The sequence below is a fragment of the Lepagella muris genome (assembly GCF_004793975.1).
Taxonomy (GTDB): domain Bacteria; phylum Bacteroidota; class Bacteroidia; order Bacteroidales; family Muribaculaceae; genus Lepagella; species Lepagella muris.
Genome location: NZ_SRYB01000044.1, coordinates 1 through 15678, shown reverse-complemented (window position 1 = coordinate 15678; position 15678 = coordinate 1). Strand labels below are relative to the sequence as shown.

Sequence of the window (15678 nt, the reverse complement as noted above, 5' to 3'; positions counted from 1 at the left end):
AAAAATATAAGTAATCTAAATTACACCTAATTCAAGCAAGTAACCAGCCATATTAAAACTATTTGATTTATGAATAAATCAGTTATTCCGGCTCCTGAACCGGCAGTCACAAAATCCGGAAGGAAAAAGATAAGTTCAACTGCAAAAGGATCATTGACCATGGTAGCCATGGCGATTATGATCATTACCTCAATACTGAGTATGCGCGGACTCCCCTCTGAAGCAAAGTTCGGGGTTCAATCGATATTCTACTACGTATTTGCCGCAATTGTGTTTCTATTGCCCTATTCCCTGGTATGTGCCGAACTCGCGTCTACCTACACCAAAGCCGGCGGTCTTTACCGATGGGTGTCGGAGGCATTCGGTCCCAGATGGGGATGGACTGCGATGTATCTTGAATGGCAGACCATCATAATATGGTTCCCTACAGTTCTGATGTTTGGTGCGGTATCTCTCGCATTCGTATTCTGGCCTGAAAGTTTCGATACCAAGTTGGCATCAAACAAGATATATACCCTTATCATCGCTCTCGCCGTATATTGGGGTGTAACTTTCAACTCATTCCGTGGTCAGAAATCAGCCAATAAGCTGAGTACTCTTGGCGGTTTGTTCGGAACCATAATACCGGGAGCAATACTGTTGGTATTGGGCGTAATCTACGTATGCACCGGCAAACCGGATGCTCTCACCCCGATGCCATTCTTCCCCGATTTCTCCAACATGAGCACAATCGTGCTTGCCGCCTCAATTTTCCTTTTCTATGGTGGCATGGAGATACAGGCGGTGCATATCAACGATATGAACAACCCGGCAAAGGAATTTCCGAAATCCGTGTTCCTCGCTATCATTGTGATTGTCGCGGTTTATGCTCTCGGCACTCTCGTAATCGGAATGGTGATACCTTCACAGGAGATTGACCTGCTCCAGTCGCTTCTCGTATCCTACAATGCCCTTTGGGCAAGTTTCGGATTGGAATGGCTCGGTAACGTGATGGCTCTCGTCATAATGTTCGGTGTAATCGGACAGGTCAGTGCTCTCGTGACAGGTCCTGCCACAGGTCTTATGGCTGTCGCACAGTCTGGCTATCTCCCGATGTCGCTCCAGAAAGTCAACGAAAATGGTGTCAACAAGAGCATCCTTATCATTGAAGGCGTATTCGTATCCCTCCTGAGCCTTATCCTTATCGTGCTCCCTACAGTGGAATCAGCCTATCAGATCATGTCGCAGATGGCTACCATCATCTATCTGATCATGGTGCTGCTCATCTACGGTGCATTCATCAGATTAAGACGCACGCAGCCAAACAAGACTCGTGGATTCCGCGTCCCCGGTGGCAAATTCGGTGAAATCATAATATGTGGTATCGGCATAATCGGTGCACTCCTTGCGTTAGTGCTCAGCTATATCCCGCCATCGCAGATTTCCACCGGAAGTCCGATAGTTTACGTCGGTATCATTCTCATAGGTGTAGCCGTATTCGTTGCAATACCTCTGTTCATATACTCAAAGCGTAAACCGTCATGGCGTAACCCGAACGCCCACTTCTACCCCTTCGATTGGCAGATAGAGGGACGTAAACCCTCCGAGGTTTCCAAATGGGCTCCCGGTTACGTGCCTACTGAAGACGAAGTGGAAGAGGCAGAGACCCAAGCCATCAACACCCACGGCACAGGAAAACATTAGCGTGCTTCGCGCAATGTAACAAGTAACAGGTGACACGTAACATGATACAACATGATACAACATGATGCAACATGTTACTTGTCACCTGTTACTTGTCACCTCTATTTGAGAAGTGCTGGCTCCTGTACGTACTACCCGTATCTGCGTCGGTATCCTATCCTTCAGATCCTGTACATGACTTATGATACCGATCCTCCTCCCGCCGAGATTATGAAGGCGGTCAAGCGTATTGATCACCGTCTCAAGAATATCCTTATCCAGAGTGCCGAAACCCTCATCAATAAAAAGCGTATCCACATTGATCTTCTCCTTACTTATGGCAGAGAGTCCCAACGCAAGAGCAAGCGACACCACAAAACTCTCACCACCCGACAGCAGCCCCACGTTGCGAACCGCGCCTCCCAAATGAGCATCTATCACGTTTATTGTCAGTGATCCATCCTCACAGTCAAGACGATATCGCCGCGACAACATGTCGAGATAATAATTCGCCTTCGACAACAATGCCCTAAGCACATAGCTCTGCGCCACACGCTTGAACTTCTTACCGTCGGCACTCCCGAAATTATCATCCAGAAGTTTCCAATTGTTGCGCTCCTCCCTAAGCAGATCAAGCCTACGGCATTCCTCTACCAACTTCTCCTTATTCCTCTTATCATTGGCAAGCAGCGTCTCCAGCTCTATCCTCCGTGATGTCGAGGCATTCCGCTCCACCTCTGTCACCATCTTCAACTCTGCCAACGATTCAACTGTAGCACCATCCTCAATCTCCGGACGAGATTCCTCCATGCTTTCAAGCTGATTCTTCACGACACCGATTTCATGACGAAGTTTCACAATCCTGTCGGCAATCCCCTTGCAGGTCTCCCGCTCTCTTTCAATATCCTCCACCCTCTTCTTCGCTATCTCATCCACATCCTCACGGATGATACCGTCATGCGCCTCAAACCATGCTGCAATATCCCGACAAATCCGCGCATGCTTCTGCTCCTCCCCTCGAATCTCGCCGTCAAGGGTATTAATCCTCTCATTCAGTTTCCGAATAACGTTCTCAAGTGCGCCACATTCTATTGTCCCAGCCTCATATACAGGCAGAAACCTATTCACCAGCCTTTGGGTAGCGGAGACACCATCCTCAATCCTTCGGTTCAGTTCATCCACCTTACGCTGACTCTCTTCCAATCTTCTCTTATCAGATTCATACTTCGCCCCTCTTTCGGAGATATCCTTGGCAACAGATGCCACATTCTCAAACGTGGCTGTCGAATCACGCATATAGCTATTGAAATCAGCAAGGGAATCAGCCGCCTCCTTATCAAATTTCTCTGCAAGCTCATTCTCGCGTGCAGCATTATCAATACAACTCTTTGTTGACTGACACTGCTTATCAAGGGCAGACAAAGCCGCTTCCTTAGCCGCCCGTCTCTGCTCAAACACCTTACGCGACGCGTCAAGTTCATTCAGGCATTCCTGACCCTTCTTTAACCGGGAGGAAATAGTATCCTTTCGCGTCTCCGCCTCACTAAGCTGCTTCTCTAAATTCCCCCTGCATCCATCCGATTCATAATCCTCTGCAAACTGCGAAGCCCTCTCTTTTGCCGATTCAAGGTGGTCGGCACACAGCGTCTCATCCTTTCCGCATGCCTCGGCATCGCGCTTCTCCATATCAAATTTAGCCTTCAGACCACTCTCCATCTTCACAAGCTCATCATATCGCCGCTTCGTGGCGGCAGCCGTTTCCTGTGCGCTGAGAAGTTTATCCGCTATGACTTCATCACCATGAATATGCGCATCGCGGTTTCCGCAAAGAGGGCACTCATGGGTCTTCGTAAATCTCTCACGCAGCGATGCAATATGATCCTTCAACTCCTTCATCCCCTGATAATATGCGTCTGCCCTATCTTTCTCCCTCTCAGACTCAGGCAGCAACGCCTTTGTCTCAGCAAGTGATTTCGCCGTAGCTTCCATTGCATCGCGTGCCTTTGATGCCCGACTACTTGCCGCAACATACTCAGCCTTACATTTCATATAGTCATCAACTGAGGTGATAGCCTTCTGAATCGCAGCTATCTCGTTAACCGTCTTGGTCAACTCCTCAGATATTGCCCCCATGTCATACTCCTTCATGGCTGACTCCCGACTATCCATAGCCGATTGAGCTGCGCTTAGTTCACATTCCGCCTTGGCAAGGGACTCCGCCAATGGTTTCTCCCCTTCTCGCGACTTATCCGCATCCTTCGTGAGCCGATCCCAGTTCTTTCTATGCTTGTCGCGATTCTGTAAAGATTTCTGCACCACCTTTGCTATCTCCTCAACTCTCTGTGCATTGGCATACACCTCAGCATCCCCACCCTGTGCCGACAGTGATGCTGAAAGCTCTGCGATAATACCCTGTAAACCGTTCTGCTCCTTACGCAACCAACTGATTCCGTCAAGCACCTTGGGAAGTGTCTCCCCCGACTCTCTCCCCAATTCCGTATTCAATCCGTCAAGATGACTCTGCGAATTTCTCTCCTCTGAAATAAGTCTGCGCACCTCAACCGTATCATCATACAGCTTCACCATTGACAGACGCGCCTTATTTTCATCCGATTCTATCTCTCCGGCTGCCTCTGTCATACCGGATTCCATCTCGACTAATTGACGATTGAATTTCTGATTCTGACTAAGCCATGAATACCCGGCATCAATCCGCCGCAGACGCGAATCCATCTCCGTGATACCTGATGCAAGTCTCTCAATCTCCCCGGCATACTCCATCTTTGTCTCATCCGGGAGCAGACGCGCACCATCTATCTTCGCCTGAACCACGTCAACCTCCGCCGACTTCCCTCGATATAGCTCGTTTATCTTCCTACCGATTACCGAATAGATCTCCGTACCGGTCAGTTTCTCCAATATATCCGACTTGTCATCATCAGTAGCCTTCATAAACGTGGCAAACTGACCCTGTGCGAGCATAGTAGTGCGCGTGAATTGCTCAAAACTCATCCCCACAACCCTCTGGATCTCCGCATCTATATCATTCTTCTTGGTGTATAGCTTATTCTTCCCCACATCGAGCAGGTTGCGCGGATAGATAGATTTCTGTATCGCACCTGTCGGCTTCTTCCTCGCACGCTGCGATGTCCAACTCGCCTCATACTCCTTCTCATCGTTGCCGACAAAACGAAGCCGCACGCAGCTGTAGCCCGTACCTTTCCGCATGAACTGGCGCGTATTGTTGGTTCTCAACCCTTCGGCATCCTCATCTGCCGAACCTATGGTGTTGAGTGCCGGCACCTTGTCAAACAATGCAAGGCAAATGGCATTCAAAATCGTAGTCTTGCCGGTGCCTGTGTCACCCGTGATCAGAAAAATCGGGTCTGACGACAACGGTCCATTCTCAAAATCTATCTCCGCCCGCTCTATGGAGGCGATATTCTCAATATACAGATGCTGTATTCTCATGATTATTCCTCAATCAGTGATTATTCCTCAATCAGTGATTATTCCTCAGTCAGTGGTTATTCCTCAATCAGTGATTATTCTTCTGCAAGTTCAATTGCCCGGTTCATCATCTCTATCAACAGGTCGTTCATAGCGGTGCCCGTCTTTCTTTCATAACTCCTCCTTACGATATCAATCGGTTTTATCTGCGTGAAATCCTCTATCTCCGTAATCTCCGGCAGGTCGCCATTCTTGGGCACATACTTGCGGGGCTTACGTCGTATCTCACAGAATCGGCAGGCTTTCCCATCCACAATCTTACGCGCCCTATCCTCCGCATCTGCGGCAATGACATCCTCCTGATCCACGAGCACACGGATATAACTGTCGTCGGCATCATCCAGATCACCAAGCGAATCCAAAGCCTCCTGAAGCGGTGCGCCTCCCTGCGGAACAGTCTTCACCCTGCGTTGCGGCACAATCTCAACCTGTTCCACCGTCGGCAGCGCACCCCGCTCCGCTATCTCGACAATATTGACGAAATGACTGTAAGCCTCACTGAAACTCAACGGCAGTGGACTACCGCTGTAATATACCCGTGGGTTTATCTGCTGAGGTCTATGGATATGACCGAGAGCCAGATAATCATAACCCTCACCCAATTCAGAAAGATTCTCCTTCAGCATACCCCCTACCGGTTCATCCTCATGACCGAGCGTGTCGCAACCCGCCACTGCAAGATGCGCCATCATCACGACGGGCAGCCCCGTATCACCGACGCTCCCTAATAACGCATCAAAGAAGCCTCTCTGCCTATCCTCCCTATCCATATCCGCCGATGCAAGCGGATAATTAGAGGTATGGAAATATGGAGCGGCAATTATATACCCCTTACCCGAAATTTCTACTACAAACTGATTCGGATCAAACGTACCGTCCGGCAACCTCTGGCATCCTCCTACGACGTGCACACCGAGTCTACGCCAAAGCAACCTCTCCGCATCCAAACGACTACCGCTGTCATGATTCCCCGCCGTAATTACAATCGTAGTCTCCGGCGACGAATCCGCCAGCATCATCACCCCCTCCACAAAAAGACGCTGGGCAGAAATCGAAGGTGCAGAATTATGAAACACATCCCCGCTCACCACAAGCGCATCCGGACGCTCCCGACGCAACACCTCCGCCAACTGCTCAAAAAAACACAGATGCTCCTCCTCCCTATCAAAACGATAGAAATTCTGCCCCAAATGCCAATCACTCGTATGCACAATCCTCATAACAAAACCTATCTCTTGACTTACTTCACCATACGGCTATAACATAATAGATACTATTCATCTGCATCACATATTACCAAGTATTTTCCTAACCTTATCAATCGCCATATTCGCAATCACTGCAATCTGTTCAATCGGCAAACCGGCTTTCACCATATTGACAATCATCTCAGCTTTCCCTTCCTCTCGTTCCTCTGCTTTGGCGTAGGAAAGCTGACCGACAATATCTCGGTAAGCCTTCAGATCAGCATCATAATCCATCTTATCTTCGTCACTCAGATTCGCGTAGGATGCCACTGACGACAGTCGGCGGAAAAGTCTATCCTTTTGTATAAACGGCATAATCTCCATCTTCGACTCTTCTCTGCCGAAAATATACTTGAAACCGAAATCGGTCATCGAGTTGATATAGGTAGACATGGCAATAGTGTTTTGGTTTCCACAAAAATAGATATTAAAATCCATTTGCGCAAACTTTTACCATAGTTTTTCACCACATTAATGCCCTTTGCAACATAACATGCCTTTCAAGAAACCCACGCCAATATGCAAGCCACCCCAAACCCATTCCAAGCTATAGACCTGGAATGAGCAGAGATGGATATATAACATACCCGTGGGCATCTACTATTGCATTATTCTCGGCTGAATTAAACTGGTCGTTTTTTTAGCTTTGCTAGAATAAAGCGAGTAAACGCCTTTTATATTATCCGCCCGCCTCGCTCCCTCTCTTGGAAGACGCACGGCGTGAGTCTATCTGCAAAATTACAAAAAAATTACAGATTACAATTATATATGTTGTGCAACACATACCTGACACATCTTTTATTTCAATAAGACATCAAATGATAAAAATACAGTAATGGCAATCAAGATTATGGTTGTTTTTTGGGAATACCTATCTGCGAAGTCCGGGGTGTCTGGTGTTTCGCCCTGTATCGGGTGTTTCGGGTGTTTCAGGTGAAACAAGTGAAACACCTGAAACAGGCGATACACCTTGATATAGAGGTGAGGTTCTATTGGATGGGTTGGCTATTAGCTTTTATTATCACGGGGAGGAGTTGACCCGGATAAGTCTTATCACTATGAGAGGTTGACGCTGTTTATATTATAACTGGAGCGGGTTGACTGCTTTGGGTGATGTTTTTCACTAAGAAATAAAAGAATTTCATTTATTTTCAAACAATTAGATCCATTACATTTCTTTCTTTTCTTCGTATCAACAGGTGATTCAGGGTGATTCAGGGTGATTCAGGGCGAATCAAGGCGTTGTCAATAAATATCAAGGTGGATGATGGGGATTAGTTTCAGAATAACACTGCCGTAATAGCCTTCGTTTCTAATTTTGTAGGTAGAAAGTCTTCATCCCCGTAAGAAGGAATGAAGAGGGATGTCGTATATAAAAGGTAATCTTTTATATTTTGATTGCAGACACAGTTATTACTTAAAAATTTTCAAAATAAGTATTGACAAATTCATTGAAAAATATTGAAAAATTAGTAATTTTGCCTACTATTTTTACGATTACTAAGATTTTTCGGTGGTATATATGCCACACATCTATTGATCGGGTTTACGTTATGAAATCACTTAAAGATTATTTCCGTCCACTATACCGGAAAACCATCTCCCTGATACACAGAGGGGACAATGTGAAGTGCAATTGTTGTGGATCTTCCTATAGTAAAATGCGCACTCTAAAATCCGGAGCAACGGGAGTGTGTTGGCTCTGTGGTTCTTACCCTCGAACAAGGGGAATGAAAATAATATTGGAAAAGATTTTGAGAAATATCCCGAAACCTGCAAAAATGCTACATATCGCACCCGAAGTTCAGCTCAGAGATTGGTTGAGGAATTACTCTGGTCTGACATATATAGCCGGTGACAAGAGAACTGAGGGATACACATATCCCGATTATGTAACAGACATGGATATCATGTCACTCCCTTTTGAAGACAACTCTTTTGATGTTGTAATGTGCAGTCATGTGCTTGAGCATGTTTTTGATGACATAAAAGCTATGTCTGAGTTTCGCAGAGTGCTCAAACCTGATGGGATCGCGATAATTCAAGTTCCATATAATTCGGATCAAAAGATTACAGATGAGGAAAAGGAGTCGGAACATCTGACTCCTCAACAGAGAAAACAAAGATTCGGACAATTTGACCATGTAAAAACATACGGTCTTGATTTTTTCGATAGAATGAGTAATTGCAATCTGCCAGTCACGTTAATAAAGATGAGCAAAACAGACTGTGATACATACGCACTTTTTGATTGGGAGAATTTCATGGTTGTGAATCCATTACCAATACTTATGGAAAACATTGAATAATAACCAATTCAAAGAAATATTAATTTTAAAATAATTAGAGTATATAATTTCTTTATTTTCTTCGTGCCGACTGATGATTCAAGGTGATTCATCTGATTCAAGCGTATCGGGCGTATCAGGGTGATACAAGCAATACGGATGATACGTTTTTTGGGGAAGAGTTCGGAAACTCCACATCTCCTGAGCTGCATTGATGGCATACCATTGACGAGCTTTGGGATTAGACACCGAAAGCAAACGGCGGATCCGTTTGGAGTAGTTGCGTCCATAGCTTGCAGTCAACTCCTTTGCAAGGCGTGAAATTAGTTGCGAACCATATTCGGCACGTTGCTCTCCGCCTTGCTCCTCCTCTACAATGCGTTTACCTATATGCCAATAGGTCAGTATTCAAAACCTAATACGCTATCTTGTTGGGTAAACGACATTCTCTTCATATTTTTGCTGGTTTGCACAAAAATAGATATTAAAATCCAATTCCGCAAACTTTTACAATATTTTTCCAGGGCTAACGCACGACTTCTTCATTTAAAATATTTTGTCTTTACCTTTAGAATCTGCAATTTTTTTAATTTCACTTTTTTATTTAAATTCTTTTGTCTAAATTTGCCTATTGTTCTATCAACAGTTATTTCACTTTTTCCAAACCCTGCCACATGATACCCTTTATGATGAGACTCGACTTCAAGAAAATTTTAATTATTCTGCCTTACCTGCTGCTGACGTCTTGCAGCAACGACCCATATACTCCTGCCTCTGATAAGGAGATGGTATACTCCTTCACTGCCGTTCTCAACAACCGACCAGGCACTCGCCTAAGTTATGAGGAAGATCAGAATAAGACAAAAATGAAGATGGTGTGGGACGACGGCGACGTGATACGTCTTTATCCTGATGAGAAAATTAAAGGAACGAATGATCCGGAGTATTATGAATTTATAGCAAATACAGGAGCCGGCACTGACCGTACTGTGTTCGTGCATCAGGGATACATAACCCATTGGGAAAACTGGACAGGCAGGGCGATATATGTATTCCCCGATGAAGATAACCTCAACGTCGATCCTGACAATCCAGAAGAGTTCCTTACAAAATCTTTTACTCAAAAGTGCAACAACAATACTGAGCACCTAAGATATGCTGAACATCAGCTCCTTCCGGACGGGAGAAAAGGATATACGGAATACTGGTCGGACGATCTCGTGGATTATAATCTTAAGCATGACCACGAGATGCATTTCTCTCATCCACACACTCTCATCTATAAGATAATGCTGCGGGGACTACTCTATGATGTGCCAGGCGGTTCGCTGCTCAAGGTGAGCGGGGCTTCATGGGCAGAGAAGACGATATCCCTCAATCTCGGCAATAAAGATGATGCCACGCCATTCGTGCAGGTTGGTGATATACCCGGAACACAATATGGAGATAACGAGTATAAAGACAATCCTTTGGTGGCATATATCATACGTCAGGTGCCGGCATCATCCGACATTGATGCGGAGATAAAAAAGGGGGAACATCTGAAGTTTGAGCTATTCACCTACGACCCTGACGATGGCAAGCACTATCCCCTTAATCCAAAAGACAACGAACCACACCGACATCATGAGTATATGCTCGCCACGGCTAAGGACGGCAGCAAAAACTATTTCGTAGATCTCCCGTGGGGTGAGGAATACACGTGGGAAGTAGCCGCTTCTCAAGATATACAATACAGAGCCGGTGATTATGTCGTGGCAGACCTCCTCGACACAAATAACAACAGCTCCTATCCCCACGTAGCCGTAGATCTCGGGCTGACACAGAAATGGGCTTCATGCCATGTCGGTGCTACGAAGATTGATGATTCCGGGTCCATTTTCCTTTATGCCAACACCACGAAATATTCATATTCTTCTGTCAATTTTCCCACGCTGGAAGACAATAAACTTGTAGATAACGATCAATGGACTAAGCAAGCTGACCCCAATTATGATGCAGCCACCAGATGGTGGGGTGATGATTGGAGAATGCCTACCTTCTTTGAAATGATAGACCTTTTCCAATACACGAAATTTACTTTACCTGGCGGAGAAGAAATCACATCTGAGACTATTTTTGACCCTTCCAAATCATGGATAGAGGGTGAGAAACAATTGTCTACTACAGAGAAAAAGGATTTGTCGTATGCATGGAACACGCACGAAGATCAATACAACCTGTTCAGACTATGTTCCAATTGGAAAAAAGGAAGAGAAGGTGAAGCGAAATGTATCTACATACCGCTGTCGGGCACCAATAATTCCAAGCAAGGAGAGTATGGTCGTTTTTTCGCAACAGGAGCTCTTCTGGCTGAAGATGCAGGAATCGCAAGCACTTCCAGGGTAATCCTTAATTATTGTTGTAGACATACCATAACAGGCAGCGGCTGGTTCCAAAAAATAAACACCGGTATAAGTATCGAGTCATCAATAAATCCGAAAGAGTGTGCTTATTCTATCAGACCTGTGAAACGTGACAAAAACGAACCGTCAAAAATAATATACTACCCATTCGATAAAAATATGCCGTCAACTCCGCAACGGAAATAACCACTGCCGAATGTCGCTTTCGGCCAGATCGGAATGCAAAAGCACCCGGGGAATCCGATTCATTCGGTGTTTCGCCCTATCTTATAACTGGGGAAGGTTGACTGCATTGGGTGATGTTTTTCATTAAGAAATAAAAGAAATTTATTTTCAAATAATTAGAGTATATAATTTCTTTATTTTCTTCGTGCCGACCGATAATTCAAGGTGATTCAAGTGATTCAGAGTGAATCAGTGAATCACCCTGAATCACTTGGATCACCAGATTTCTTTTATACAATTAAGGTCATTAAAGTATTTAATGACCTTAATGACCTTAACGATTGATCCTTCAAGTTATAGACTATGACTGCCGTTCGGTGCGGAAGATCAGAATGAAGAGTATCGAGACTACGGCGGCGAAGGCTGCAAACGCGTACCATACGGATGACCAATCTCCGACGAGAAATGCCATACTTCCCTTGCCTCCCTGCCAATGGCAATAATGTTCTACCACGTAGCCTGCCAATACGGTGCCGACTGAGGCTCCGATGCCGTTGCTCATCATCATCCACAGTCCCTGTGCCGAGGCTGTGATGCTCTTGTCGGTCTCCCGCTCAAGATAGACGGCTCCCGCTATGTTGAAAAAGTCGAAAGCCACGCCATAGACTATCATCGAGAAGATCAGCAACCATAATCCTTCGCCCGGATTGCCGAGTCCGAAACTCCCGAACCGTAATGCCCACGCCACCATTGAGATCGCAAGCACCACCTTAACGCCATATCTCTTCATGAAGAAGGGTATCAACAGGATACAGCACGCTTCCGACACCTGCGATATCGATGTCAACAGAGTGGCATTTGATGCCCCGAATGAAGTGGCAAATTCCGGATCTGCCATAAAACTCGTGATGAACGGACCTGCGTATGCGTTAGTGACCTTCACGCACATGCCCATAAGTATGGAGAATATGAAGAACACCACTATCTGCTTATTCCGGAATATCCCGAGGGCATTAAAACCCAATTTATCTGCCAATGACGCGCCGGAGCCACTTTTTGCAAGCCCGACATACGGCAGGGTGAAACTGTAGACAGCAAGCATAAGGCTTATAATTGCCGACACGAGAAACTGCCAGTATTCAAACTGAAAGCGATTCGTGCCTACCGATGTGAAGGTGAACGAGCCATTATCCAATGATGCGAAATTGACAAACACCATGGCACAGATAAATCCGATCGTGCCCCACACCCTGATTCTTGGGAAACCCTTCACCGTGTCGATGCCACGGCTGCGCATCACCCTGAATGCAATCGTGTTGCTCAATGCAACTGTCGGCATGAAGAATGCCGAGCTTAGCGTGTACATCACCGTAAACATCACCTTGTCGGGCATAGGCGATGAGTATCCCAACCACCAGCACATACCCATCGACACGCCTGCCATCAGCTGACATGCCGACAGCAGATGGACAGGTGCAATGTAACGGTCTGCAAGGATACCTATGACGGGGGGCGTTATCAGGCACACCAACCCCTGTATGGCAAAGAACCATGGGATTAACATTCCGAGACCCGCACTCCCCATATAGTTGCTCATGCTCGTGAGATACGCACCCCATACGGCAAACTCAAGGAAACTCATCGCCGAAAGGCGAAGGATTATTTTTATCTGACTCTGCATCCCTTACTTTTTACGCTGACCGCAAGGCCAATAATTATCATTGATATATGGCAACAGTCTGTCTTCGAATATACCTCTCTCTATAATGCGGTAATGCGGATCATACTCCTTCACATAATCCTCACTGTGATGCCAGGCATATCTACCCTCTTTCAACGCATTCCCTATTGCCTGACGCTCCACCTCGAAATCCGGAAGATCAAGATCCATCGATTCTATGACGGATAGAATCTCGCTCCAATCGGAAATCCATTGCTCCAGCGGCTCCCCCTTCACCTTTCCGCAACTCTCAAGAAAAGACGATACGAATACATCATTCGGTATCACGCCATTCTTTACCAAATCAATGTTCACACGATAGAAATGACCCTCATAGAGTGTAGGTTCATAGTCGGCATAGCCGGGACGTATCTCACCGAGAATCTCCGATTTAAGATAATCCAGCGCGGCAACCGTATCCGTAATCAGGTGTCCGGGACCGAAACGGTCCTGGAACGCTGATTTATATATATCCGTGAGATGAGCCTTAGGATAGGTAGCCACAAGGCGCGATACGGATTCCCGTATCGAGTCTTGCCGTGTGGCTGCCACTCCGTCAAATATTCCGCATGCCATGAAAAGCATGGCAATGAATAAAAATGCTGATCTTTTCATAAAATCTTTATTAGAACTTCAGGTCTATGCCCGCCATGGCTGTGGCACGTGGCATCGGGAAGCCATAGATGGTTTCATATTTTGTAGCGGTGATATTGTCTACCTTGCAGAAGAATGTGGCACTGTATCTGCCGCTGAAATTCCATTTATATGCCACGCGACCGTTAAGGAGTGAATAGCTCTCTGTCTCCGGTCCACCCGTGCGCATGCTCCAGACGCTACTCGATTCAAGGGAGAACTGCCAGTTGCCGGGATGATAGCTCACCTCTCCGAAAAGCTTGTTCTTCGGTGTGTAAAGCACGTTGTCAGAGCTCCAGATATAGCCGTAGTTGGCATTTACGCTCCATTGGTCATTGATATGGTAAGCTGCATCTATCTCAAAACCCTTGTTGCGGAAGTCGCCGATATTCTTGTTCATCATCTGTCCTCCTGTGTAGGGATTCTTCTCCTTCACGGTCTGGATCATATCCTTACCGTCGATATAGAAGAGTGACAATCCGGCATCAAGACGCCCGTCAAGCAGAAGCTGACGCCATTCTATCTCATAATTCCACAGATATTCAGGCTTCAGGTCGGGGTTGTGAGGAGGATACATGTAGAGCTCGCGGAGATTAGGACTTCTGAAACCCTTACCCCATGAGAATTTGAATGTGTTGCCTGCGAAGAGACGAGCGATGAAGCCTGCCTGCGGCACAAGCACGTTGCCGAACTGTGAGGAATGTTGGAGACGCAGACCGGCATTGACCGATAATTTCTCGTCGATGAAGCCCTGCTGCATCATGAGGTAGCCGGCTATCTCATTCACGTGCTTATTTACTCCCGGCTCATTCTCCCCATTGTTCTTAATATTCCATGTCTTTCCTCCCCAATGCTGAAAGTCAATACCCACCGACGTGGTGTTGGCTGCCCAGGGATGGATATTCTGATAGACGTTAAGACCCGTATTGAAATCCTTTGAATGGAAGATATAATTGCGTGGTTTCCCTCCGTTGGTCGGTCCTCCCGGTATTGCAGAATAGCCGTCGTTCACCTCATGATTACCCCAATTGGTATAGAACTGCACCTGTCCGGACGAAACATCGTAATTGTTGTTGACGTAGACGGATGCCGTGCCACGTACCACGCGGGTCCACATGTCGATCAGCGGGTCGTCAATCGAACCGGGATTGTGAGGTTTTGTCTCTGTCATGGTGATATTGGCGCCGGCATTCCAATGATCCGAGAATTTATAGCGAAGCTGACCAAATTGGCTTGCCAGCCATGTACGGCTGTTCTTGCGATGACCATCCGTGCTCTCATACGTGGCACTCACAAAGGCATTGAGCTTACTATTGCTGTAGCCGAGATTCACTCCATATTTCTGAGTGCCGTAGCTGCCCCACATAAGACGAGCCGAGCCGTTGAATCCTTGTTGTGTGGCATGCTTGGTGATGATATTTACCGACCCTCCCATGGCATTTGAGCCGTAAAGCATGGACGACGGACCACGGACCACCTCAACCTTAGCCACATCACCCGATGTATATGTGTCGGGCAACGCATGTCCGAATATAGATGCCCATTGAGGCTGTCCGTCTATCATGAAGAGCACCTTATTGCCCCCACCCACTCCACGGATGCTGACTCCTCCGGCTGCTCCCCCGGATACACCAAAACCAAGGATACCGCGTTCGGTCACAAAGAAACCCGGCACATGGTTCGCAAGTACCGGGAGAATATTCGACTCTGTGCTTTTTTCAATCTGGTTCGCATCTATGATAGATACGCTTAGTGGCGTAAGTTCCACCGGTGCCTTCGGGGTGCCATACACTGTCACCTCATGCAATTTCAACGTGTCGCTCTCCGATGCATGAACCGACCCACTGACTGCCATAGCTCCTGCACAAGCAATAATAATCGTCCTTTTCATTTATAGTTGAATCGTTATTTAAGTTTCGCAAGTTTTCCAACTTGCTTCACTTAAATGGTTTAAGGTTTAATGTTTATGGTTTATGATCATTAAATTTTGTATAATGAAAAGATTTGTGGATTTTCGTGAATCTTAAACCTTAAACTATAAACTTTAA

At 46.3% G+C, this 15678-nt stretch carries 10 protein-coding genes; 3 read left to right on the top strand and 7 right to left on the bottom strand.

Annotation, left to right across the window (positions count from 1 at the left end; genetic code table 11):
- The first annotated feature begins 69 nt into the window (after nt 1-69).
- Nucleotides 70-1683 carry an amino acid permease gene (locus E5331_RS18740; RefSeq protein WP_168355307.1) on the top strand — a complete coding sequence of 538 codons (1614 nt, stop codon included), beginning with the start codon at nt 70-72 and terminating at the stop codon, nt 1681-1683.
- A gap of 81 nt (nt 1684-1764) precedes the next feature.
- On the opposite strand, the gene E5331_RS18735 is transcribed toward E5331_RS18740, so the two are convergent.
- The 3 genes from E5331_RS18735 to E5331_RS18725 all read right to left on the bottom strand — a co-directional run bounded on the left by E5331_RS18735 (nt 1765) and on the right by E5331_RS18725 (nt 6812).
- Nucleotides 1765-5133: an AAA family ATPase gene (locus tag E5331_RS18735; protein WP_135986177.1), complete on the bottom strand. Its 3369-nt coding sequence runs from the start codon at nt 5131-5133 to the stop codon at nt 1765-1767.
- Between the two features lie 74 nt (nt 5134-5207).
- The gene (locus E5331_RS18730; protein ID WP_123481034.1) at nt 5208-6392 is read right to left on the bottom strand and encodes an exonuclease SbcCD subunit D; all 1185 of its coding nucleotides are present in this window, start codon (nt 6390-6392) and stop codon (nt 5208-5210) included.
- Nucleotides 6393-6458: 66 nt separating this feature from the next.
- Entirely contained in the window at nt 6459-6812 is a 354-nt protein-coding gene (locus E5331_RS18725) for a hypothetical protein (protein ID WP_123481035.1), read from the bottom strand.
- A gap of 1337 nt (nt 6813-8149) precedes the next feature.
- Between E5331_RS18725 and E5331_RS18720 the strand changes: the two genes are divergently transcribed.
- Nucleotides 8150-8728: a class I SAM-dependent methyltransferase gene (locus E5331_RS18720; RefSeq protein ID WP_168355306.1), complete on the top strand. Its 579-nt coding sequence runs from the start codon at nt 8150-8152 to the stop codon at nt 8726-8728.
- A gap of 78 nt (nt 8729-8806) precedes the next feature.
- Here E5331_RS18720 and E5331_RS18715 read toward each other — a convergent pair whose 3' ends face one another.
- Nucleotides 8807-9085 carry a DUF1016 N-terminal domain-containing protein gene (locus tag E5331_RS18715; protein ID WP_420813860.1) on the bottom strand — a complete coding sequence of 93 codons (279 nt, stop codon included), beginning with the start codon at nt 9083-9085 and terminating at the stop codon, nt 8807-8809.
- 308 nt (nt 9086-9393) lie between these two features.
- Between E5331_RS18715 and E5331_RS18710 the strand changes: the two genes are divergently transcribed.
- The gene (locus E5331_RS18710; RefSeq protein WP_136013288.1) at nt 9394-11298 is read left to right on the top strand and encodes a hypothetical protein; all 1905 of its coding nucleotides are present in this window, start codon (nt 9394-9396) and stop codon (nt 11296-11298) included.
- Nucleotides 11299-11638: 340 nt separating this feature from the next.
- Here the strand turns inward: E5331_RS18710 and E5331_RS18705 are convergent, their stop codons facing one another.
- The 3 genes from E5331_RS18705 to E5331_RS18695 are packed head-to-tail and all read right to left on the bottom strand — an operon-like array spanning nt 11639 to nt 15521.
- A complete protein-coding gene (locus tag E5331_RS18705; protein ID WP_275441303.1) occupies nt 11639-12958 on the bottom strand; it encodes an MFS transporter in 1320 nt (439 codons plus the stop codon).
- Between the two features lie 3 nt (nt 12959-12961).
- Nucleotides 12962-13612 carry a hypothetical protein gene (locus E5331_RS18700; protein WP_135986174.1) on the bottom strand — a complete coding sequence of 217 codons (651 nt, stop codon included), beginning with the start codon at nt 13610-13612 and terminating at the stop codon, nt 12962-12964.
- Between the two features lie 10 nt (nt 13613-13622).
- A complete protein-coding gene (locus tag E5331_RS18695) occupies nt 13623-15521 on the bottom strand; it encodes a TonB-dependent receptor plug domain-containing protein (RefSeq protein ID WP_123481040.1) in 1899 nt (632 codons plus the stop codon).
- Nucleotides 15522-15678 lie beyond the last annotated feature (157 nt).

Coding starts and splice junctions, on each gene's coding strand:
- E5331_RS18710 (WP_136013288.1), top strand. CDS start 9,394: ATGATGAGACTCGACTTCAAGAAAATTTTAATTATTCTGCCTTACCTG.
- E5331_RS18735 (WP_135986177.1), bottom strand. CDS start 5,133: ATGAGAATACAGCATCTGTATATTGAGAATATCGCCTCCATAGAGCGG.
- E5331_RS18730 (WP_123481034.1), bottom strand. CDS start 6,392: ATGAGGATTGTGCATACGAGTGATTGGCATTTGGGGCAGAATTTCTAT.
- E5331_RS18695 (WP_123481040.1), bottom strand. CDS start 15,521: ATGAAAAGGACGATTATTATTGCTTGTGCAGGAGCTATGGCAGTCAGT.
- E5331_RS18705 (WP_275441303.1), bottom strand. CDS start 12,958: ATGCAGAGTCAGATAAAAATAATCCTTCGCCTTTCGGCGATGAGTTTC.
- E5331_RS18740 (WP_168355307.1), top strand. CDS start 70: ATGAATAAATCAGTTATTCCGGCTCCTGAACCGGCAGTCACAAAATCC.
- E5331_RS18720 (WP_168355306.1), top strand. CDS start 8,150: ATGAAAATAATATTGGAAAAGATTTTGAGAAATATCCCGAAACCTGCA.
- E5331_RS18700 (WP_135986174.1), bottom strand. CDS start 13,612: ATGAAAAGATCAGCATTTTTATTCATTGCCATGCTTTTCATGGCATGC.
- E5331_RS18725 (WP_123481035.1), bottom strand. CDS start 6,812: ATGTCTACCTATATCAACTCGATGACCGATTTCGGTTTCAAGTATATT.